Annotated in this window: 19 protein-coding genes; 13 read left to right on the top strand and 6 right to left on the bottom strand. The window is 71.2% G+C overall.

Annotation, left to right across the window (positions count from 1 at the left end; translation table 11 throughout):
- Positions 1–87 precede the first annotated feature (87 nt).
- From ABZ826_RS04465 to ABZ826_RS04455, 3 genes are all read left to right on the top strand, one after another.
- Positions 88–225 carry an SPW_0924 family protein gene (locus tag ABZ826_RS04465; protein WP_351081551.1) on the top strand — a complete coding sequence of 46 codons (138 nt, stop codon included), beginning with the start codon at positions 88–90 and terminating at the stop codon, positions 223–225.
- Between the two features lie 40 nt (positions 226–265).
- The gene (locus ABZ826_RS04460; RefSeq protein ID WP_361441990.1) at positions 266–1,264 is read left to right on the top strand and encodes a DUF3068 domain-containing protein; all 999 of its coding nucleotides are present in this window, start codon (positions 266–268) and stop codon (positions 1,262–1,264) included.
- Between the two features lie 89 nt (positions 1,265–1,353).
- Positions 1,354–1,719 (top strand): hypothetical protein, encoded by a 366-nt coding sequence (locus ABZ826_RS04455; RefSeq protein ID WP_361441987.1) that lies wholly within the window; start codon positions 1,354–1,356, stop codon positions 1,717–1,719.
- A 154-nt stretch (positions 1,720–1,873) separates the two neighbouring features.
- On the opposite strand, the gene hrpB is transcribed toward ABZ826_RS04455, so the two are convergent.
- Positions 1,874–4,372, bottom strand: a complete 2,499-nt coding sequence (gene hrpB, locus ABZ826_RS04450) for an ATP-dependent helicase HrpB (RefSeq protein ID WP_361441984.1) — start codon at positions 4,370–4,372, stop codon at positions 1,874–1,876.
- A gap of 67 nt (positions 4,373–4,439) precedes the next feature.
- Complete coding sequence (locus tag ABZ826_RS04445; RefSeq protein ID WP_361441981.1) at positions 4,440–5,264, bottom strand: class I SAM-dependent methyltransferase; 825 nt, start codon at positions 5,262–5,264, stop codon at positions 4,440–4,442.
- Positions 5,265–5,663: 399 nt separating this feature from the next.
- Here ABZ826_RS04445 and rpsA point away from each other — a divergent pair, with 399 nt between their 5' ends.
- Complete coding sequence (rpsA, locus tag ABZ826_RS04440; protein WP_072483117.1) at positions 5,664–7,175, top strand: 30S ribosomal protein S1; 1,512 nt, start codon at positions 5,664–5,666, stop codon at positions 7,173–7,175.
- 104 nt (positions 7,176–7,279) lie between these two features.
- On the opposite strand, the gene ABZ826_RS04435 is transcribed toward rpsA, so the two are convergent.
- On the bottom strand, positions 7,280–8,242 hold the full coding sequence (locus ABZ826_RS04435) for a right-handed parallel beta-helix repeat-containing protein (RefSeq protein WP_361441977.1): 963 nt from the start codon (positions 8,240–8,242) through the stop codon (positions 7,280–7,282).
- A gap of 716 nt (positions 8,243–8,958) precedes the next feature.
- Here ABZ826_RS04435 and ABZ826_RS04430 point away from each other — a divergent pair.
- The 3 genes from ABZ826_RS04430 to ABZ826_RS04420 all read left to right on the top strand — a co-directional run bounded on the left by ABZ826_RS04430 (position 8,959) and on the right by ABZ826_RS04420 (position 11,056).
- Complete coding sequence (locus tag ABZ826_RS04430) at positions 8,959–9,897, top strand: PAC2 family protein (RefSeq protein WP_361441974.1); 939 nt, start codon at positions 8,959–8,961, stop codon at positions 9,895–9,897.
- An 89-nt stretch (positions 9,898–9,986) separates the two neighbouring features.
- The gene (coaE, locus tag ABZ826_RS04425) at positions 9,987–10,589 is read left to right on the top strand and encodes a dephospho-CoA kinase (protein WP_361441971.1); all 603 of its coding nucleotides are present in this window, start codon (positions 9,987–9,989) and stop codon (positions 10,587–10,589) included.
- 98 nt (positions 10,590–10,687) lie between these two features.
- On the top strand, positions 10,688–11,056 hold the full coding sequence (locus tag ABZ826_RS04420; RefSeq protein ID WP_361441968.1) for a tetratricopeptide repeat protein: 369 nt from the start codon (positions 10,688–10,690) through the stop codon (positions 11,054–11,056).
- 56 nt (positions 11,057–11,112) lie between these two features.
- On the opposite strand, the gene ABZ826_RS04415 is transcribed toward ABZ826_RS04420, so the two are convergent.
- Positions 11,113–11,391, bottom strand: a complete 279-nt coding sequence (locus ABZ826_RS04415; protein WP_361441965.1) for a DUF6343 family protein — start codon at positions 11,389–11,391, stop codon at positions 11,113–11,115.
- A 112-nt stretch (positions 11,392–11,503) separates the two neighbouring features.
- On the opposite strand from ABZ826_RS04415, the gene ABZ826_RS04410 reads away from it, so the two are divergent.
- Positions 11,504–12,622, top strand: a complete 1,119-nt coding sequence (locus ABZ826_RS04410) for an ADP-ribosylglycohydrolase family protein (protein ID WP_361441962.1) — start codon at positions 11,504–11,506, stop codon at positions 12,620–12,622.
- A gap of 327 nt (positions 12,623–12,949) precedes the next feature.
- A complete protein-coding gene (locus ABZ826_RS04405; protein ID WP_361441959.1) occupies positions 12,950–13,405 on the top strand; it encodes a DoxX family protein in 456 nt (151 codons plus the stop codon).
- Positions 13,406–13,604: 199 nt separating this feature from the next.
- Here the strand turns inward: ABZ826_RS04405 and ABZ826_RS04400 are convergent, their stop codons facing one another.
- Positions 13,605–13,952: a hypothetical protein gene (locus ABZ826_RS04400; protein WP_361441956.1), complete on the bottom strand. Its 348-nt coding sequence runs from the start codon at positions 13,950–13,952 to the stop codon at positions 13,605–13,607.
- Positions 13,953–14,212: 260 nt separating this feature from the next.
- On the opposite strand from ABZ826_RS04400, the gene ABZ826_RS04395 reads away from it, so the two are divergent.
- The 3 genes from ABZ826_RS04395 (at position 14,213) to ABZ826_RS04385 (ending at position 19,781) form a co-directional block, all read left to right on the top strand.
- A complete protein-coding gene (locus tag ABZ826_RS04395; protein WP_361441953.1) occupies positions 14,213–15,211 on the top strand; it encodes a slipin family protein in 999 nt (332 codons plus the stop codon).
- Positions 15,212–15,498: 287 nt separating this feature from the next.
- Positions 15,499–18,468, top strand: coding sequence for a DEAD/DEAH box helicase (locus ABZ826_RS04390; RefSeq protein WP_361441950.1), 2,970 nt, complete (start codon positions 15,499–15,501; stop codon positions 18,466–18,468).
- Positions 18,465–19,781, top strand: a complete 1,317-nt coding sequence (locus tag ABZ826_RS04385) for an SWIM zinc finger family protein (RefSeq protein ID WP_361441947.1) — start codon at positions 18,465–18,467, stop codon at positions 19,779–19,781. The genes ABZ826_RS04390 and ABZ826_RS04385 overlap by 4 nt, the downstream gene beginning before the upstream one ends.
- Before the next feature lie 313 nt (positions 19,782–20,094).
- Here ABZ826_RS04385 and ABZ826_RS04380 read toward each other — a convergent pair whose 3' ends face one another.
- A complete protein-coding gene (locus tag ABZ826_RS04380; protein WP_361442470.1) occupies positions 20,095–20,511 on the bottom strand; it encodes a DUF3574 domain-containing protein in 417 nt (138 codons plus the stop codon).
- Positions 20,512–20,905: 394 nt separating this feature from the next.
- Between ABZ826_RS04380 and ABZ826_RS04375 the strand changes: the two genes are divergently transcribed.
- Positions 20,906–21,316 carry a RidA family protein gene (locus ABZ826_RS04375; protein ID WP_361441944.1) on the top strand — a complete coding sequence of 137 codons (411 nt, stop codon included), beginning with the start codon at positions 20,906–20,908 and terminating at the stop codon, positions 21,314–21,316.
- Positions 21,317–21,379: the final 63 nt, after the last annotated feature.

Below are 21,379 nucleotides of genomic sequence, written 5' to 3'. Positions count from 1 at the left end.
CCTACGTGTTCTCATCTCGTGCCCGCGTTGCTACGGTGCCCCAACCCTGACGACCCATCAGATCCGTGCTCCCCGGGAGGATCCGGCATGCGTGCCTTCGTCGCCGCCGCCATCGGACTGGCCGCAGCCCTCGCGCTCGTCCTCACCATCAGCGCGATCGGCGCCCCGCCGGGAGAAACCTCGCCCAAACCTCTGCTGACCACCGTCCCGGGCCCCAAGAACTAGCCACCGGAAGAAGCAACAGAAGCTGAGGGAGGGCACCACCATGCGCCGCCGAGCCAGCCTCGTACTCCTGGCCTTCGCCGTCTTCTTCGTCGCCATGTCGCCCCTGCTGCGCTGGTACGCCTTCCCGAGGCTGGCGAAGATCCCGCCCAGTCAGTACCAGGAGACGGTGCTGGAGGCGAAGCCCGCCACCCTCCTCGACTACAACGACAACATGAAGGTCAAGCAGGTCCCCAAGGTCACCATCGTGCAGACCCTCAAGGGAAATGTGGAGGAGTCCGAGAAGATCGAGCGCAGCGCCGGACGCGACGTCGTCGTCTGGGACGCCCTCAGTTACGTGGTCGGTCCGGACGGCAAGATGGTCTCCGAGATCCCCGAGCGCTACATCTTCGACGCGCACAGCCAGGCCCCCGTCCACGCCACCGGGGAATCGGTCGACGGCGACCCGGTCAGGCGCGAGGGCATCGAGTTCAAGTGGCCCTTCCTCACCCAGAAACGCGACTACGAGTACTTCGACGCCCAGGCCCGCACCAGCTCGCCCATCCACTACAAGGGCACCCGCACCTTCCACGGCATGGACGTCTACTACTTCGAGCAGACCATCCCGTGGACCAAGGTCCCGATGCCGAAGAAGATGCCCATCAAAGGCGTCACCTCGGAACAGATCGCGAAGACGGGCATGACCCGCTGGTACACCACCAAGCGGATGTTCTGGGTGGACCCGGTCACCGGAGCGCCCGTCAACGGCGAGGAGATCCACAAGGAGGAACTGCGCAACGCCAAGGCGATGGGCATGCCCCAGGACACCGTCACCGTGTTCGCCGGGCATGTGAAGATGCGCGAGGACTACGTCGATTCGATCGTCGCCCTGGTCACGTCCCAGCGCCTGCTGGTCCTGCTGCTCACCTCGTATCTGCCCTGGGGCTTCCTGGTCCTCGGCGCCGGACTGCTCGCGCTCGCCCTGTGGCTGGAGGCACGCTCCCGGCGCCCGGGTGAGCCGGAGCCCGCTGGGCGGGAGGAACCGGAGCCGACGGTCGCCTGACCGCGCCCCGGCAGGCGCACTCCCGCGCGTTCAACCCACCTTCCCACGTAGGCCAGTTGTACGATCCTGCCGGGGACGGGGGGAACAACATGGCCGCCGTCGTTGTGATCCACGGGATCGGCAAGCAGTACCTGGGGGTGCGGACCCTGCACCGCGGCATCGCGCCGGCGCTGCTCGACGGACTGGCACGCGCGGATCACCACACCCTCACGGCCGAGGACATCCGCGTCGCGTTCCACGGTCACTGCTTCAGGGACCCCGGCAGCGCGACGCAGAAGGGCGGGCCCGAGCCGACGGCCGGTGACGAGTCGGCGGACCGGTTCGAGATCGACCTCCTGCTCTCCTGGTGGCAGGAGGCCGCGAGGCTCGAACCCGACCGGGTGCCCGCGCCCGCGCCGGCACCGGGAACGAAGGCCCCCGTACCCGTCACCGTCCAGCGGGTCTGCTCGCGCTGAGCCGTTCCCGATTCCTCGCGCGCGCCGGTGACAGATTTCTGCTGGGTGTGCTGCGCCAGGTGCGCTCCTGTTGTGCAGTCCTTGCAGCCCATGGCCGACGGCAGGATCGCCGTCCTCACCCGGACCGGGGTGTTCTGCATCGGCCTTCCGGCGTTCACTGCTTCCTGAGCCGCGCCTTCGTGAACCGGGTCGCCTCCACCGTCGTGGGGTCCTCCGGCCACGGATGTTTCGGATAGCGGCCGCGCAGCTCCGCCCGCACGGCCCGGTAGCCGTCCCGCCAGAACGACGCCAGATCCGCGGTGACCGCTGCGGGGCGGCCGGCGGGGGACAGGAGATGGACCAGCACGGGCACCCCGGCCACCCTCGGAGTCTCCTGCAGGCCGAACAACTCCTGGAGCTTCACCGCGAGCACGGGCTGCGCCCCGCCGTACTCCACCCTGATACGGGAGCCGCTCGGTACCTCGATCCGCTCCGGCGCCAGCTCGTCCAGCCGGGCCGCCTCACCGGTCGCCCACGGCAGCAGCCGCCGCAGCGCCTGCCCCGCGTCGATCCGCGCCAGGTCGGAGCGCCGCCGGGCCCGCGACAGTTCGGGCTCCAGCCACTGACCGGCACGGTCCAGCAGGGCGCCGTCCGACACATCAGGCCAGGGCGCCCCCGACTCCCGGTGCAAGAACGCGAGCCGCTCCCGCAACTGCTCGCTCTCCCGCGTCCAGCGCAACAGCCCGAGCCCCTCGCGCCGCAGCCCCTCGATCAGCGCCTCGCGCACCAGCTCGGGCGCCGGCTCCTTCAGCGGGCGCACGGACAGTTCGACGGCACCCAGCCGTTCCACCCGGCGGGCCACCACATCATCGCCGGCCCAGCGGACCTCCTCGCCCGCGAACCGCAGATGGCCGGCGGCCGTCCGCGCCGTGTCCTCGTCGATGACGGCGGCGAGCCGCACCCGCGCGGACGCCGAGTGCGCGGGCCGGTCCGCGACCGCGACCGCCAGCCACGGCGCACTGCGCAGCCCCGATCCGTCCCGCACCTGCGCACCCGTCCCCGACACCATCAGGAACGCCCCCTCGCCCCGCGCCCGCGCCACCCGCTCCGGGAAGGCCAGGGCGGCCACCAGACCGACGGCTCCGTCGTCCGGGCCCGAACCCGCGCCCGCGCCCTGGACCGAGGAGGAGAGCCGCCGGACCTCTTGCCGCCAGCGCGCCGCATACCCGTCCCCGCCCCGCCGGGCGGTGCGCAACGCGGCCGCCAGATCATCGCCGTACTCCCGTGGTGGTTCCTCGCTCAGCAGCGCCACCACCTCGGCCGCCCGCCGCCCGCCCACCTCGGCGGCGCCGTCCAGCAACGCCCGCGCCAGCCGCGGATGCAGCCCCAGCCGGGACATCCGGACGCCCCGGTCGGTGACCCGGCCGTCGCCGTCCACCGCGCCGACCGCCCTCAGCACCTCGCGCGCCGCGCCCATCGCACCCGCGGGCGGCGGATCGAGCAGCGCCAGCCCCGACGCGTCCGGATCGCCCCAGCACGCTGCCTGCAACGCGAACGCCGCCAGATCCGCGACCCTGATCTCCGGGGACGGGAACCGCGCGAGCCGCCCGTCCTCCGCCTGCTCCCAGCACCGGTACACCGCCCCCGGCGCCTCACGCCCGGCCCGGCCCGCCCGCTGCCTCCCCGCCGCCTGTGACGCCCGCACCGTCGTCAGCGCGCTGAGCCCCCGCGCGTGATCGGTACGCGGCTCCCTGGCCAGCCCCGAGTCGACCACGATCCGCACCCCGGGCACCGTCAGGGACGACTCCGCCACCGAGGTCGCCAGCACCACCCGCCGACTCCCGGACGACCCGGCCAGCACCGCGTCCTGCACCGCGGCCGGAGCCCGCCCGTGCACCTGGAGCACCTCGGCCGCCACCCCCGCCAGCTGCCCCGCCACCCGCCCGATCTCGCCGACACCGGGCAGGAAGCACAGCACATCGCCGTCCCGTTCGGTCAGTGCCCGGCGCACGGTCGCCGCGACATGCGTCAGCAGCGCCGGATCGACCCTCATCCCGTGCGGCGGCCTCACCGGCGAGGCGGGCGGCGCCCAGACCACCTCCACCGGATGCGAGACACCCCGTGCCTCCACCACGGGTGCATCGCCCAGCAGCCGCGCCCAGCCCGCCGCGTCCGTCGTCGCCGACGCGGCCACCAGCCGCAGGTCGGGCCGGATCGCCTCCCGCACATCAAGAAGGAACGCGGCGACCGTGTCCGCGTCCAGATGCCGCTCATGGCACTCGTCGATGATCACCGCGTCGACCCCGGCCAGCTCCTGGTCGCGCTGCAGCCGCTGAAGCAGAACCCCGGTGGTCACCACCTCCACCACGGTGTCGCGCCCCACCACCCGCTCCCCGCGGACCGTGAACCCCACCCGCCCGCCGACCCGCTCACCGATGAGCCACGCCATCCGCCGTGCCGCAGCCCGCGCCGCGATCCGCCGCGGCTCGGCGACCACCACCCGGCGCACCGGCCCGCCACCGGTCAGACCGGCCAGGACCAGCGGTACGAGGGTCGTCTTGCCGGTGCCGGGCGGCGCGCACAGCACCGCGACACCGCGGTCGTCGAGCGCCCGCTCCAGGGCGGGCACAGCGGTGCGTACGGGCAACTGGTCGAGGGCGTCGGTACGGATCACGCCCCCAGTCTCGTACGGCGTGCTCCGGCGCCCGCACCCGAGACCGCTCCCGGGAGCGGAAGCGGCATCAGTCCCGTCGACGGTCCCGTTCGCAGACGAAGATCGCCGTGCCCGGGATCAGGTTCCCGCGCAGCGGGGACCAGCCGCCCCACTCCTGGTGGTTCCAGGCGGGCCACTCCGGTTCGACCAGGTCGACCAGACGGAAACCGCCGGCCACCACGTCCCTCACCCGGTCGCCCAGTGTCCGGTGGTGCTCGACGTAGACGGCGTCGCCCCGTTCGTCCTGCTCGACGTAGGGGGTGCGGTCGAAGTACGAGGCCGCGACCGAGAGCCCCTCGGGCCCGGGCTCGTCCGGGAACGCCCAGCGGATCGGATGCGTCACCGAGAAGACCCAGCGGCCCCCGGGGCGCAGCACCCGGTGCACCTCGCGGAACACCTGCACCGGGTCGGCGACGAACGGCACCGCGCCGTAGGCGGAACACGCCAGGTCGAAGGAGCCGTCCCGGAAGGGCAGCACGCCCGCGTCGGCCTCCACGAGGGGGACCTCACCGCCGATTCGTAGCGCGTGCTGCAACTGCCGGTGCGAGAGGTCGAGGGCCACCGGACGGGCTCCCCGGGCGGCGAGCCAGCGCGAGCACTGCGCCGCGCCCGCGCCGATCTCCAGGACGTCCAGGCCCTTGAGCGACTCGGCGGGGCCGAGCAGACCGGCCTCGGCCTCGTCGAGCCCCTCCGGCCCCCAGACGAAACGGTCGTCGCCGAGGAAGGCGCCGTGGTCGCTCTGGTACTCGTCGGCGTTCCGGTCCCACCAGCCGCGACTGGCCCGGCTGCTCTCGGCTTCCGAGGCGTCGCGGCGAGTCGCTTCGGGTTCGGCCGCGTAGATCTCTTGGCTCATCGTGCCCGTCGTTGTAGTTTGCCTTCACCCCGCCGCACGCGGTATGCCCCCGGGGACAGCTGTCCGTACGGCTCCGTACCCACGGATTATCTCCCGGGGGCCGATGTGGCCTCGGGAGACACGAATTCTGCCGGATATGGGCTGTTGTGCCCCGGGTGTGCGCCTTCGCGCATTGACCGTGCCCGGCTGCCCCCGTATGCTACAAGTTGCGCTGCGAGCCTGCGCGCCTCAGACCTAGCAGGCTGCGCTCGCGTCTGTTGTATGTCCCCTCGGTTCACGAGGCGCCTCCCGCTCGGCGGGTTCGGTGCTTCCCGGGCTGTCCGGCTTCAGCAGAGGCGATACGGGCTCCCGGCGTAGCAGTACCTACGACTCACTGTCCGTACCGGAGCCCTTTCCCACATGACGAGCAGCACCGAGACCACCGCCACCACCCCGCAGGTAGCGGTCAACGACATCGGTAACGAGGAAGCCTTCCTCGCCGCGATCGACGAGACGATCAAGTACTTCAACGACGGCGACATCGTCGACGGCGTCATCGTGAAGGTCGACCGGGACGAGGTCCTGCTCGACATCGGTTACAAGACCGAAGGCGTCATCCCCTCCCGCGAGCTTTCGATCAAGCACGACGTCGACCCCAATGAGGTCGTCAAGGTCGGCGACGAGATCGAGGCCCTGGTTCTCCAGAAGGAGGACAAGGAAGGCCGCCTCATCCTGTCCAAGAAGCGCGCTCAGTACGAGCGTGCCTGGGGCACGATCGAGAAGATCAAGGAAGAGGACGGCATCGTCACCGGTACCGTCATCGAGGTCGTCAAGGGTGGTCTCATCCTCGACATCGGCCTCCGTGGCTTCCTGCCGGCCTCCCTCGTCGAGATGCGCCGCGTCCGCGACCTCCAGCCCTACGTGGGCAAGGAGCTCGAAGCCAAGATCATCGAGCTGGACAAGAACCGCAACAACGTGGTCCTGTCCCGCCGTGCCTGGCTGGAGCAGACCCAGAGCGAGGTCCGCCAGACGTTCCTCACGACCCTGCAGAAGGGCCAGGTCCGCTCCGGCGTCGTTTCCTCGATCGTCAACTTCGGTGCGTTCGTGGACCTCGGCGGCGTCGACGGTCTCGTGCACGTCTCCGAGCTGTCCTGGAAGCACATCGATCACCCCTCCGAGGTTGTCGAGGTCGGCCAGGAGGTCACCGTCGAGGTTCTCGACGTCGACATGGACCGCGAGCGCGTCTCGCTGTCGCTCAAGGCGACGCAGGAAGACCCGTGGCAGCAGTTCGCCCGTACGCACCAGATCGGGCAGGTCGTTCCCGGTAAGGTCACCAAGCTCGTTCCGTTCGGTGCGTTCGTGCGCGTCGACGAAGGCATCGAGGGTCTGGTCCACATCTCCGAGCTGGCCGAGCGCCACGTGGAGATCCCGGAGCAGGTCGTCCAGGTCAACGACGAGATCTTCGTCAAGGTCATCGACATCGACCTGGAGCGTCGCCGCATCAGCCTCTCGCTGAAGCAGGCCAACGAGTCCTTCGGTGCCGACCCGGCGTCGGTCGAGTTCGACCCGACCCTGTACGGCATGGCCGCGTCGTACGACGACCAGGGCAATTACATCTACCCCGAGGGCTTCGACCCCGAGACCAACGACTGGCTCGAGGGCTACGAGACCCAGCGCGAGGCGTGGGAGACGCAGTACGCCGAGGCGCAGCAGCGCTTCGAGCAGCACCAGGCCCAGGTCATCAAGTCCCGCGAGGCCGACGAGGCCGCTGCTGCCGAGGGCGCTGCCGCCCCGGCCGGTGGCGCCCCGGCTGCCTCCGGCGGCAGCGGTGGCGGCTCGTACTCCTCGGAGTCCGCGGACAACTCCGGCGCCCTGGCGTCGGACGAGGCCCTGGCTGCGCTGCGCGAGAAGCTGGCGGGCGGCCAGAGCTGACGCTCTGTCCCTCCGGCCGGTGATTGATCGCCGTAGCTGAGAGTGAGGCCCGTTCCCTTCGGGGAACGGGCCTCACTCGTGTCCGCGGCCGTCCGCGCGGGCCGTTACGGCGTGACGGTGATGTTGGTCAGCCCCTTGCCGCCGGTCACCGTGTTGCTGCCGTAGACGACCGTCGGGCAGCTCGTGCTGTAGTTGGTGACGTTGAACGCGATCTGCTTGTCGCCCTTGGAGCCGGACAGGTTCGAGGTGTTGTTGCGAAAGACGGTGCCGCAGCCCCAGCCGCTCTGCTGGGTGTGGGTCTCGTAGCCGTTGTTGGTCGTACGGGTCCCCTTGTTGCCGTCGACCAGGACGTTGTTGCCCTTCACGTCGACCCAGGAATCGTCGTAGTTGGCGCCGGTCAGCCCGCTGCCGTCGAAGGTGTTGCCGATGATCTTCGCTCCGGTGGTGCCTTCCTTGATGTCGACGTTCTCGCCGCCGACCCCCGGCCCGATCGTGTTGTTCAGGATCTGGACCTGGTCGCTCCTGTCGGAGAGATCGCCTGCCGTGCCGACATAGACGCCCTCGCCCATGCCGCGGCCGTCGTGCCCGGTGTCGTAGATCCGTGAGTTCTTGATGACGCCGTTCTTGCTGGACTTGCGGAAGTGGACGCCCTCCATGTCCAGGTCGTGCACGGTCACCGAGTCGATCACGACTCCGGTGGCGGTGTCGGCCATGATGCCTTTCTGGCCGCCGGTGACCGTGAGGCCCTGGACGGTCCAGTAGGAGGCACCGTTGAGGTGCAGCCCGTAGCCGCCGCCGGCGGTGAGGACGGCCCTGGCGGAGCCGGTGAGGGTGATCCGGGCGGAGGCGGTGCCGGGGACGGTCGCCTTGAAGTTGCCGGTGTATGTGCCGTCGGCGAGCCGGATCGTGTCGCCGGGGGACGCGGCGGTGAGGGCGGACTTGAGCTGGGCGGCGGTGCTCACCTCGATGACCGCCGACGCGTTCGCGTCGGTGGCGGAGGTGAGGGCGAGAGAGCCGGTGGCGAGCGCGGTGGCCAGCAGTGCGGGTAGCAGCGTACGGATGTGCATGGGGGTGCCTTCCGTCGAAGGAGTTCAAGACGTTCTCGTACATGAATGTGGGGCGAGTGTCTGAACGTGCTGCCCGATGACGGTAGGGATGGGGCGAGGGCGTGTCAAGGTATGGACCATTGATCGTGGGGTGGTGGACCGGGTGAAGGGAGAGGAATCGGCGGGATGCGCGAGTAGCCGACGGCTCCTGACACGCGCTTGCCGGGATCCCGACAACCATTCACGCCCCCGGCAGGGGTGACTTCGCACCGAACGGAAGGCTGACCGGACTCCGCAGCGGATGGTCACCCTCGACTGCTGTCGCGAAGTCGGCTTCCCCATCGAGGTGTTCATCGATGTGAACGTCAACGCCGTTATACCCAAAGAGGGATGAGGGCTCCGGTGCGCTGCCGCACCCTGGCATTCGCCCTCCGGCGGCCCCGGCGCCCCCGCCCCCTCGGCCGGGCCGCCGGGCACGTCCACTTCGCGGCTGATCACCTCCGCCGCACGGATGCCTGACAGCCCGGCGCTTCATGTCCACGCGGAAGACGGTGGCGGCGCTCCACGACCACGTTCTCGCATAAGACCGACCGGCAAATGGGGGCCCCGCGACGCGGCCCTCCATTTGCCGGTCGGTCCAAGTTCTGGCATGAACCACCGGGTGAGGGGGCACGGTCCGGGAATGCCCGTGCCCTGCCGGACGTTCTGCTCTAGGAACACGAGGAGGAGCGGTAACAGTGCCTGATCCGCAGAGTTTGTACGAATGGGAGCCGAAGGGGCTGGCCGTCGTCGACATGGCGCTCGCCCAGGAGTCGGCCGGCCTGGTCATGCTCTACCACTTCGACGGATACATCGACGCGGGTGAGACCGGCGAGCAGATCGTCGACGGACTGCTCGAAACGCTGCCCCACCAGGTCGTCGCCAGATTCGACCACGACCGGCTCGTCGACTACCGCGCGCGGCGCCCGCTGCTGACCTTCCGGCGCGACCGCTGGGCGGCCTACGAGACCCCGACGCTCGACGTCCGGGTCGTCCAGGACGCCACCGGCGCGCCCTTCCTGCTGCTTTCCGGGCCCGAGCCCGATGTGGAGTGGGAGCGCTTCGCCGCCGCGGTCGAGCAGATCGTCGAGCGCCTCGGTGTCCGCCTGGCGGTGAACTTCCACGGCATCCCGATGGGCGTCCCGCACACCCGTCCCGTCGGCGTGACCCCGCACGGCAACCGCACGGACCTCATGCCCGGCCACCGCAGCCCGTTCGACGAGGCGCAGGTGCCCGGCTCGGCCGAGGCCCTGGTGGAGTACCGGCTGATGGAGGCCGGACACGACGTCCTGGGCGTCGCCGCCCACGTGCCGCACTACGTCGCCCGCTCCGCCTACCCGGACGCGGCGCTCACCGCCCTGGAGTCGATCACGGCCGCCACCGGCCTGGTCCTGCCGACCGTCGCCCACGCGCTGCGCACGGAGGCCCACCGGACCCAGACCGAGATCGACCGGCAGATCGACCAGGGTGACGAGGAGCTCGTCTCGCTCGTCGAGGGCCTTGAGCACCAGTACGACGCGGTCGCGGGTTCCGAGACCCGGGGCAATCTGGTCGCCGAGCCGGTCGACCTGCCGTCCGCCGACGAGATCGGCCGCGAATTCGAGCGGTTCCTCGCGGAGCGCGAGGGAGACGCCTGACCGGCCGCAGGTTCCTCGCGGAGCTTGAGGGGGACGCCTGACCGGCCGCCCCGGTCCGCCCGATCGCCCTTCGTACTAGGCTTCCCGGCATGCTGAAAGTGGGCCTGACCGGTGGGATCGGCGCCGGCAAGAGTGAAGTGTCGCGGCTGCTCGTCGGATACGGTGCGGTGCTGATCGACGCGGACCGGATCGCCCGGGAGGTCGTCGAGCCGGGAACGCCCGGACTCGCGGCCGTCGTCGACGCGTTCGGCGACGACATCCTGACCGCCGACGGCACCCTGGACCGGCCGAAGCTCGGCTCGATCGTCTTCTCCGACGCCGACCGGCTCGCCGCCCTCAACGCGATCGTTCACCCGCTGGTCGGCGCGCGCTCCGCCGAACTGGAGCGGGCCGCGAGCCCCGACTCGGTCGTCGTCCACGATGTCCCCCTCCTCACCGAGAACGGCCTCGCGCCGCTCTACGACCTGGTCGTCGTCGTGGACGCCAGTCCGCAGACCCAGCTCGACCGGCTCGTCCGGCTGCGCGGCATGACCGAGTCCGAGGCTCGCGCCAGGATGGCCGCGCAGGCCACCCGGGAGCAGCGGCGAGCCGTGGCCGATCTGATCGTCGACAACGACGGATCGCTGGAGGCGCTGGAGCCGCAGGTCCGCAAGGTCTGGTCGGAGCTGACAGAGCGGGCCGCGGCCGGCTGATCTCCGTGTCGGTCCGCTCCGTGCCTGATCGCTCTCCATCGGAATAGTGGAAGCCGGTCGGACGTTGGTGATCCGATACTGAAGGGAAGGATGCGATCGTGCCCGAGAGGACCCCGGAAACAGACGTCATCGACTTCCGCGCGGCCGAACACCTGCTGGCGGCCCGCGACCCCCGGGGCGCGGTCAAGCTCCTGGACTCGGTGATCGCGGCCCACCCGGAGAACACCGCGGCCCGTCTGCTGCGGGCCCGAGCTTTCTTCGCCGCCGCGCAACTGCGCCCTGCCGAACTCGAATTCGAACTCGTCCTGGAGCGCGAACCGGACAACGCCTTCGCGCACTTCGCGCTCGCCCGTACCTTCGAGCGCTCCGGCCGCTCCGACCGGGCCGCCCGCCACTTCCGGCTGGCCGCCGCACTCGATCCGAACCCCGAGTATCTGAGGGCGGCCCGCTTTCGTACGCAGGGCTGACCCCTCCTCGCGAAGGACCCCGGGTCCGCCGGGCACGCCTCTGTGCCTGGCGCCCCTCAGTGCCCGTACCGGCCGCGCCCGCCGTGATCGGGTTCGTACGGCGGGATGTTGCGGCCCGGCTGGTAGTGCGGTCCCTGGTGGATGTGGTGGACGATCACCGCGATGTCCACCAGGACGAGCAGGAGCAGCAGCCCGCAGGCGGCGGCCCAGCCCGGCCGGTCGGTCAGTGTGAAGGCCGCCAGGCCGAAGACGGCCCAGACCAGCCCCCATAGACTCAGGCACAGCCGCAGTCGCAGGGGACTGCGCGCAGTCAACGGTTCATTGCCGGTACGCATGGCGATCGCCTCTCCTACCAGGATGGACCCGCGACGGCCTTTTCGTACCTGTCGACTCGTACCTGTCGACTCGTACACGGCGACGTCGGATTTCGGATTGAGGGGATCGTGCGTGAACGGCACATCGTGGGGGGACCGCATCGGCCGTAGGGCGAGGGTCCGTGGCTGTCTGCTGGGCGGGGCGATCGGGGACGCCCTGGGAAACCCGGTGGAGTTCCTTTCGCTCGCCGGTATCCGCCGTGCGCACGGTGAACACGGCGTACAGGGGCTTCTCGCGGACGACGAGGGGGTCGTCGGACGTGTCACGGACGATACGCAGATGACCCTGTTCACGGCCGAGGGGCTGATCAGGGCCCATTCCCGGGCGATGTCGAAGGGGATCGGCGGCGCCGAGACCGACATCGTGCGAAACGCTTATCTGCGCTGGCTCGACACCCAGAACCACCCGGCGCCGCCCGCCCGCGGCGGCGACAACCCGGTGCGGACCGGCTGGCTGAGGCAGGAGGCCTGGCTCTACGCGCGCCGGGCCCCCGGGAACGCCTGCCTGACCGGGCTCGCGACCGGACATGTGCCCGAACCCACGGGAAGGCTCGGTGTGCCCGGTCCTGTGAACACCGGGTCCAAGGGCTGCGGCACGGTGATGCGGTCCGCCCCCTTCGGGCTGGTGGGGGAGGACGCCCAGGTGGGCTTCCGGCTCGCCCACTGGTGCGCGCAGATCACCCACGGTCACCCGACCGGCGCGTACGCGGCCGGGGCGTTCGCTGCGATCGTCGCCCATCTCCTGGAGGGGGACTCGATGGCCGGCGCGGTGCTGCGGGCCTTGGAGCTGTTGGGCCGCCACGAGGGACACGAGGAGACGACGGCGGCTCTGCGCGCGGCCGTCGACCTGGCCGCCGAGGGCGAACCCACCGCCGAGAAGGTGGAGACGCTGGGCGCGGGCTGGGTCGCGGAGGAGGCTCTCGCGATCGCCGTGTACTGCGCCCTGGCGCTGCCGAACGCCGACCAGGTGGCCCGGGCGCTGCTGCTCTCGGTCAACCACTCGGGCGACAGCGACTCCACGGGCGCGATCTGCGGCAATCTGCTCGGAGCCCGTCACGGGGACGTGCACCTTCCGCCGTCCTGGCTGGTGGCGACCGAAGGACGAGCGGTGATCACCGAGGTGGCCGACGACCTGTGCCTGGAGTTCGAGCACGCGGTCGTGTGGCCGGCCGACCGCTACCCGGCGTACTGACGAGCGACCCGTGCGCCGCGCGCCGACGGTCCGCCGATGGCGGACGGGCCGGGCGGACGGGGCAGGTGGATGGGCCGAGCGGACGGGCGCGGTCCGTCGGCACGAACGGTGTTGACGGACCGTCCGTTCGTCGCCCCGTCAGCATCCTGAGGGCGGAGCCGGCGGCCGTCGACCGCTGTCTCGTGGATGACGGGGCGGGGGTGCGACCGTGCCGAAGCGGCCCCGGAGCGACGGACGACCGAGGGCCGGGAAGCGATGAGTTCCGGACCGCGGACCGGTCTACCTCTTCGTAAGCGACACACTGCGAAGCTTCCCGAGGAGACCCGCATGACCGAGTCCACAGTGGCCCACAACACCCCTGCTGCCACCCTTGGCGCCTCTGCCGGCACCCGGGCCGGGGGCCGGGGCCGCGGCGCCGTGGCACTGACCGTCGCACGGGTCGTACTCGCCCTGTTCTTCGGCTTCAGCGCGTTCGCCAAGCTGATCGCCCATGAGACGGCGATCGAGTCCTTCGACCGGATGGGCTGGAACCAGGCGGCGATGTACACCATCGGAGGGCTGGAGCTGGCGGGAGCCATCGCCCTGTTGATCCCGATCCTGGCCGGAGTGGCGGCCATCGCCTTCTGCGGACTGATGGCCGGCGCCTCCATCGTCCAGCTGACACTGCTCGACCGGGTGAACGCGATCATGCCGGCCCTGCTCATCGTGCTGCTCGTGCTGATCGCCAAAGAACGTCGGGACCGTACGGTGGAACTGCTCGCGCGCGTCCCAAGACGCGCATAGCGGCACGGCACGGCACGGCTCCGGCCGGATACGGCGGTGGACGACGGTGCGCGCGCAACGGCCGAAGAGGGTTCGGTGGAGGCCGAGTCGATGGCGTCGGGGGCTGCGGCGCCTCCCCGCGCGGTCGGCGTTCTGCTCCCTGCCCGGCCGGGCTTCGGGCGCTGTGTGCGGTCCTCGGCCGGACTTTGTGTGACGTCGGTCAGTGGACCGTGCTGAAACTGCGCCAAGGGAGGGCCCCGGCCCCGTTGACGTCGGTGAACGTCGTCGCGAGGTACGTCGAACCCGGCCCGGTGCAGTTGGGCGTGCGGTACAGGATGATGTCGATCAGGGTGCCGTTGGCCACTTCCTTGGCGCCCGAGGGAGCGAGCCGGTGGCAGCCCTTCACCGCGGGGCTGTTCACCATGATCACGGCGTCCCGCTCGGTGGTGTAGGTGACCGGTCCGACCGCGGTCCGGCCGAGGCCGGAACAGCCTGCGAGGGTGAGGGTCAGGAGCGCTGTCCCGGCTGCGATGCCGAGGCGGCGGCGCCGGTGGTCGATCACGGGCATGGGCAGGTCCTCGTCTGTCTCGTCCGGCTCATCCGTCAGCCCGCCGCAGACCACGCACCGCGTACGCCGCGGAGAACGTGCTGACGCTGGTCACCCTGCCTGTTCCCGGGAGCCCCGGCATCCGGTGCGCGGCCGGGCGGGCGACAGCCGGGCCAGGAGTCCTCGGACCATGTTCATATCGGCTCGTATTGGGCATACCGTGGTAACAGGGACTGATTGATTCCTGTGTTTCAGGTGTTTCCGGCTTTCAGGGGGCCGTCATGGTCCAGGAGCTCGTAATCGCGATAGTAGTGGCGGGGGCCTCGGCAGGTTCGCTGTACCTGGCGGCGGCGGCCAAGGTCGTCAAGCAGTACGAGCGGGGTGTCGTGTTGAGGCTCGGCAGGCTCCGTGAGGGCGTGCGAGGGCCGGGCTTCACCATGGTGCTCCCCGGTGTCGAGCGGCTGCACAAGGTCAATATGCAGATCGTGACGATGCCGGTGCCCGCGCAGGACGGGATCACGCGGGACAACGTGACGGTGCGGGTGGACGCGGTCATCTACTTCAAGGTGGTCGACGCGGCCAGTGCGGTAATCCAGGTGGAGGACTACCGCTTCGCGGTGTCGCAGATGGCGCAGACCTCACTGCGGTCGATCATCGGCAAGAGCGACCTGGATGATCTGCTGTCCAACCGCGAGAAGCTGAATCAGGGTCTTGAGCTGATGATCGACAGCCCGGCGGTCGGGTGGGGCGTGCAGATCGACCGGGTGGAGATCAAGGACGTCTCACTGCCGGAGACCATGAAACGCTCCATGGCCCGGCAGGCCGAGGCCGACCGTGAGCGGCGGGCCCGTGTCATCAACGCGGACGCCGAGCTCCAGGCTTCGAAGAAGCTCGCCGAGGCGGCGGGGCAGATGTCCTCCCAGCCGGCCGCACTCCAGTTGCGCCTGCTGCAGACGGTGGTGGCGGTCGCCGCAGAGAAGAACTCCACGCTGGTGCTTCCGTTCCCGGTGGAGTTGCTCCGCTTCCTGGAGAGGGCGGCGCAGCCGGCGACGCAGCCGCAGCAGGCCGTGCAGCCGCCGCAGCAGCCCGTGCAGCCGCCGGAGCAGCCCGTGCAGCCGCAGCGTCCGGCCCAGGCACAGCCGCGTCCGCGGCCTCAACCACGTCGGCCCCAGCCGCAGCCGTCGGTGGCTCCGACGCCCTCGCCGGCGTCCATGCCCGGCGTGTCCCCGGCCACCACGCCCGCGCCGCCCTCCCACTCCAAGCCCCTCGCCAGGCACTGACTCCCGAAGGACACGGAGCCCTCGAAACGCGCGGAGCCCTCGAAGAGCGCTGAGGCTCCCCGGCGCGCAGGTCCGTTCCCCGAGCCGTACGGTCCGTTCCCCGCGTCGGCCCTGTCCGGTCACCGTCCCGCACAGTCAGTTCCCCGGACCGTGCGGGACTCGCTCGTACCGCCTCTGACCTGACGGAACACAGGTACGAGTATCAATGTCAGACCCCCCGCCTAGACTCGCAGGAGTCATGAGGATCGAGACGATCAGAAGGATCGGGGCGGGAGGGGAGTGGACTGATGACCACGGCACAGCGTCAGCTGGACGCGTCGGCTGTCCGCGTCCTGAGTTGTGCGGCCGTCTTCCTGCCCGCGCCGCTGCCGAGGGACGGACGCGTCGCCTTCTGGGATCCCGACGGCGGCCCCCTCCCGGAGCCGGGTGGCTTCTCCGGGTGCGCCGCGGATCCCGAGAAGTCCGTGGACGACGTGGTCGTGGAGGAGATCACCGTCGTCCGCGGACACGGGCGCGAGAACGGCGTCCGTCGGCGTTCGGTGCCCGCCGTCCTGATGGCCGTGACCGAGGCCCTGCCACTGCTGGCCCGCGCCCGGCATCAGCGGTCCGCCCACCCCGCCACCCGCTGCTGGGGCGCTGCCGCGCTCCAGGCTCTCAATCTGGTGGCACGCGGTAGGCTGCTCCCCGGCCTGACGGGCGAGGACCACGACGCCTGGAGGGCCGGACCGCGCGACGCCGAGGACATCGTCCACCTCCGGGCGATCGCCGCCGCCCTGCCCCCCGAGGGGTACGCGGTTCCGCTGCCGGACCGCACACCGCTCCAGGTCCCCGAGCCGGAGTGGCTGCTCGGGGCGTTCCTCGACGCGGTCGCCGACACTCTGCCCCGTACACCCGCGGCGGCGTACGCGATGGGGGCGCCCTTCGCGGCCCGCGCCGCCCAGCATCTGCCACAAGCCCGTGACTGGGCCGTCGAGGTCGCGGCCGGGCTCGACGCGGGGGTACGGATCTCGCTGCGCCTCGACCTCTCGGCGTACGAACTCTTCGACACGGCCGATACGTACGACACCCCCGACGAGCGCGACGGGTCCGACGACACCGGCGACATCGACGCCGACGGGGCGGCAGCGGAGGCCCGTCGCGGCGCCGCCCGGCACGCCGCCGCGGCCATCATCCAGGTACACAGCCTGGCCGACCCGACCTATGTCGTCGACGCCGCCGCACTGTGGAACGGCGGGGTGGGGGAGCCGTTCGGCCCGCGCGCCAGGATCGATGCCGTGCTCGCACTGCGCCGCGCCGCCCGTGTCTGGGCACCACTGGAGCGATTGCTCGACCAGCCGGTGCCCGATGTGCTCGCGCTCGAAGAGGACGAGCTGTACGAGCTGCTGAGCGATGCCGGAGCCCGGCTGGCGGCGGCCGGGGTCAACGTCCACTGGCCCAGGGAGCTGGCCCGTTCCCTCACCGCCGCAGCCGTCGTGCGGCCCGCCCCCGGCTCGGCCACCGACGGCACCTCGTTCTTCGACGCCGAGCAGCTCTTCTCCTTCAACTGGCAGCTGTCACTGGGCGACGAGCGGCTCACCGAGGCGGAGATGGACGTGCTCGCGGAGGCGCACCGACCGGTGGTACGACTGCGGGATCAGTGGGTCGTCGTCGACCCCGCGCTCGTCCGCAAGGCGCGCAAGCGGGAGTTGGGCCTGCTCGATCCGGTGGACGCCCTCGCCGTCGCGCTGACCGGCAGCGCCGAGGTCGACGGCGAGCAGGTCGACGCGGTGCCCGTCGGGGCGCTGGCCGCACTCCGCGCCCGCATCACCGCCGACGACACCACCATCGCCCCGCCGCCCGGACTCGACGCCACGCTCCGTGACTACCAGCTGCGCGGCCTCGCCTGGCTGGACCGGATGACCTCACTCGGCCTCGGCGGCTGCCTCGCCGACGACATGGGCCTGGGCAAGACGATCACCCTCATCGCCCTCCATCTGCACCGCGCCCACCCCGCGCCCACCCTGGTGATCTGCCCCGCCTCCCTCCTGGGCAACTGGCACCGGGAGATCAACCGCTTCGCCCCCGGTGTCCCGGTACGCCGTTTCCACGGCACCGACCGCACCCTCGCCGATCCCGATGGTGGCTTCGTCCTCACCACGTACGGCACGATGCGTTCGAGCGCGGCGCAACTCGCCGACGACACCTGGGGGCTGATCGTCGCCGACGAGGCCCAACACGTGAAGAACCCGCACTCCTCCACGGCGAAGGCGCTGCGCACCATCCCGGCCCCGGCCAGAATCGCCCTCACCGGCACCCCCGTGGAGAACAACCTCTCCGAGCTGTGGGCCCTGCTCGACTGGACCACCCCCGGACTGCTGGGCCCGCTCAAGGCGTTCCGGGCCCGCCACGCCCGCATCGTCGAGAGCACCGGTACGGCTGCCGGCCTCGCCAACGACGAAGCGGTCGAACGGCTCTCCCGGCTGGTCCGGCCCTTCCTCCTGCGCCGCAAGAAGTCCGACCCCGGCATCGCCCCCGAGCTGCCGCCCAAGACGGAGACCGACCATCCCGTCTTCCTCACGCGCGAGCAGGCCACGCTCTACGAGGCGGCGGCCCGCGAGACGATGGCGTTCATCGAAGCCTCCGAAGGCATCGCCCGGCGCGGTCTGATCATGAAGCTGCTGGCCTCGTTGAAGCAGATCTGCAACCACCCCGCGCAGTACCTGAAGGAGGAGCCGACCCGACTCGCCGGCCGTTCGGGAAAGCTCGCCCTGCTCGACGAACTGCTGGACACGATCCTCGCCGAGGACGGCTCCGTCCTCATCTTCACCCAGTACGTGACGATGGCCAGGCTGCTCTCCGCCCACCTCGCCTCGCGTGCCATTCCCTCCCAACTCCTGCACGGCGGAACGCCGGTGGCCGAACGCGAACGGATGGTGGACCGCTTCCAGTCCGGCGAGGTCCCGGTCTTCCTGCTCTCCCTCAAAGCGGCGGGCACCGGACTGAATCTCACCAGGGCCGCCCACGTCATCCACTACGACCGCTGGTGGAACCCGGCCGTCGAGGAACAGGCCACGGACCGGGCGTACCGCATCGGCCAGACGCAACCCGTGCAGGTGCACCGGCTGATCGCGGAAGGCACGGTCGAGGACCGGATCGACGAGCTGCTGCGGGCCAAGCGGGTCCTGGCCGACGCGGTCCTGGGCACCGGGGAGACCGCGCTGACCGAGCTCAGCGACCGTGATCTGGCCGATCTCGTCTCGCTCCGGAGGCCGTCATGAGCCCCCGCCCCCAGTCCCTCGCGTACGACCGCTCTCAGCCCCGGCCGGTCGCCCGGTCGCGCCCGGGGCCCGACGACCTGCGGCGCACCTTCGAAGCCGTGCCGCCCCGCACCTCCGACGGCGACGAACCCTTCGCGGACAGCTGGTGGGGCCGCGCCTGGGTGGCCGCCCTGGAGTCCCTGTCGATGGACGAGGGACGGCTCTCCCGCGGTCGTACGTACGCCGACAGCGGCAAGGTCGCCGCGATCACGGTCACCCCCGGACGGGTCGTCGCCTACGTCCACGGCAGCCGCCCCCGCCCCTACCGCGCCGAAGTGCGTCTGCGGCCGCTCACCGACGCCGACTGGGACACGTTCCTGGACGCGGTCGCCGCCCGTCCCGGTCACCTCGCCGCACTGCTCGGCAAGGAGATGCCGCACTCGCTCGTCGACACGGCGGCCGAGGCCGGTGTCGGTCTGCTGCCCGCCGCGGGCGACCTCGACCCCGGATGCTCCTGCCCCGACCACGGCTGGCCCTGCAAGCACGTGGCGGCCCTCTGCTACCAGATGGCCAGGCTCCTGGACGCCGACCCGTTCGTCCTTCTGCTGCTGCGCGGCCGGGGCGAGCGCGAACTCCTCGAAGAACTGGGCCGTCGCAACGCCGCACACTCCACCCGGGAACGTCCCTCGGCCCCCGCCATTCCCTCCGTGCCGGCTCGCGAGGCCCTCGCCGACCGGTACCTCCCGCCGCTCCCCGCCCCGCTCCCGGTCCTGCCGCATCCCGGGCAGCCGCCCTCGTACCCGACTCTGCCCGGAGCCCGTGACCCGCTCGCGCTGGACCACCTCGCCACGGAGGCGGCCGCCCGTGCGCACACGTTCCTCGTCAGCGGCCTCGACCCGCTCGCCGGCCTCACCCCTTGGCAGGATGCGGTACGGCTGGCCGCGTCCCGCCCCACCGCAGGGCTGACCGCGACCACCCGCGCCCTCTACCGCGAGCTGGCATACGCCACCGGCCGCACGCCCACCGACCTGGCCCGAGCCGTCGCGGCCTGGCGGCAGGGCGGCGCCGAAGGACTGGCCGTCCTCGAAACCCCCTGGGATCCTCCGGCCGGCCCCTTCGACCGGGCGCGGCCCGCGCTCGCAGCCGCCGACTTCCCCCGCTTCCACCCCTGGCGCAACCACCTCACCCACCCCGGTGGCACTCTGCAGCTCCGCTTCGGACACGACGGCCGTTGGTACGGCTACGAATCCGAGCCGGGCGAGAACGACTGGTGGCCCCGCGCCACCCCGGACACCGATCCGGTGGGCGCGCTCATGGAACTGAGCGGTGGCTGACCCCCGGCCGGTCCCCTGCCGTCCTCGGCCGCGGCGCCGTGCCCGACCGCTCCGGCGGCCGGCCTCGGCGGGGGAGTAGGGCATCGACGACCTCGCGGGCGTCGTCCCGTACTCGGTCCGGGCGGTCCGGCGGCTGAGGGCGGCCGGTATCGGGGGTGGCGGTGCCGGCACGGCGGCAGCGGTGCCGGCGATCCTCCCGGTGACCGCCGTGGGGTGCACGCACTGGCGACGGCTCGATCGGCCGCACGGGCGCGGAGCTCGTACGGCCGTGCGACCCGGGAGCTGGGTGGCGGAGCCAGGGTGACGGGCGATGTCAGAAGTCGGCGGTCGCGCGTTCCTCGATCCGGGCCACCGAGTCCTGGGCGTAAGCCTTCTCGTAGGCGTTCCGGATCCGCTCGATCTGGGCGTCGCGCACGCGTGCTTCGGACGCTGGGTAGAGCAGGGTCAGTTCGTAACTGCGCTCCCGTTCGATCAGGCCGTGGGAATCCCGCCACTGCCCGCGGCCGTCCTGGATGGTCAGTCCGTTCGGGAAGCGTGGTGTGACCTCCTCGTCGATGAAGGCATGGAATTGGCGGTCGGTCACACGGGGTCCGCCGTCGGGACGTTCGGTGCCGAAGAACAGCCGGGTCTCGATGTAGGCCTTCCCGCGCACGGCGACGGCCGACGCCGCCGGCTGCGAGCCGGTGGAGGCTTCGTCGCCGAGCGTGGCGTACGCGACAGGCGTGCCCATGGCCAGTACGGCCAGGGCGGCGGTCGCGGTGAGCGCGCTGGGCCGCCGCTCGGGGCCGGCGAGACCCTTCGTGCGGGTGAGGCGGGGGAGGTGAGGCACGGCAGGAACCTTTCTTCGGAGTCCGGGGAGTCTCGGGGTCTGGAAGGGCGGAGGGCGGGGGCGGGAGGGCGCGGTCCCGCGTCGGTCCGTGGCGTGGATACATGGACGCGCGGACGCGCGGGCACATGAATGCGTGGACACATCGACGCGCGGACGTGTGGGGCCACTGTGACAAGCGGTCCCCGACGAGCGGCGGCAGGACATGGGCATCCGCTGGAAACCACCCGTACGGATCGGTCGAGGGGCTCGCCGAAAACTCGTTGCGCCTCACGGGGCGGCTGTCAGAATTGCCCGCGTGACTGAGTGGATCACCCGGATCAACCCGGACCGGCTGCACCCCACGCCCGGCTATCACCACATCACCGTGGTGGAAGCGGGTCGGACCGCGTACCTGGCCGGGCAGTGCCCGCTCGACCGCTCCGGCACTCTGGTGGGTCCGGAGGACCTCGACGCCCAGATCGACCAGGTGGTGGCCAATTCCCTCGCGGCTCTGGCGGCCGTGGGAGCCGGACCGTCCCAGGTTGTCCGATCGGTGATCTACGTGGTCAGTGACGACGTCACGGTCCTGGGAGCCGCCTGGCGCGGGCTCACCGGCTCGGCCATCGGGCCCGCGTTCACCACCGCGAGCACGCTGCTCGGTGTCACGCGGCTCGGTTTCTGCGGACAGCTGATCGAGCTCGACCTCACCGCGGCGCTGCACGGCTGAACGTCCACCCGGCCCCCTGCTCGCCGTAGGCGGAGTCGGGAGGGGCTGCTCCATGACGCGGAC

The sequence above is a fragment of the Streptomyces sp. NPDC047515 genome, assembly GCF_040643055.1.
In the GTDB taxonomy this organism is placed as follows: Bacteria; Actinomycetota; Actinomycetes; order Streptomycetales; family Streptomycetaceae; genus Streptomyces.
Note: the sequence above shows the minus strand (reverse complement) of the source record. Positions and strands in the feature narration are given on the sequence as shown.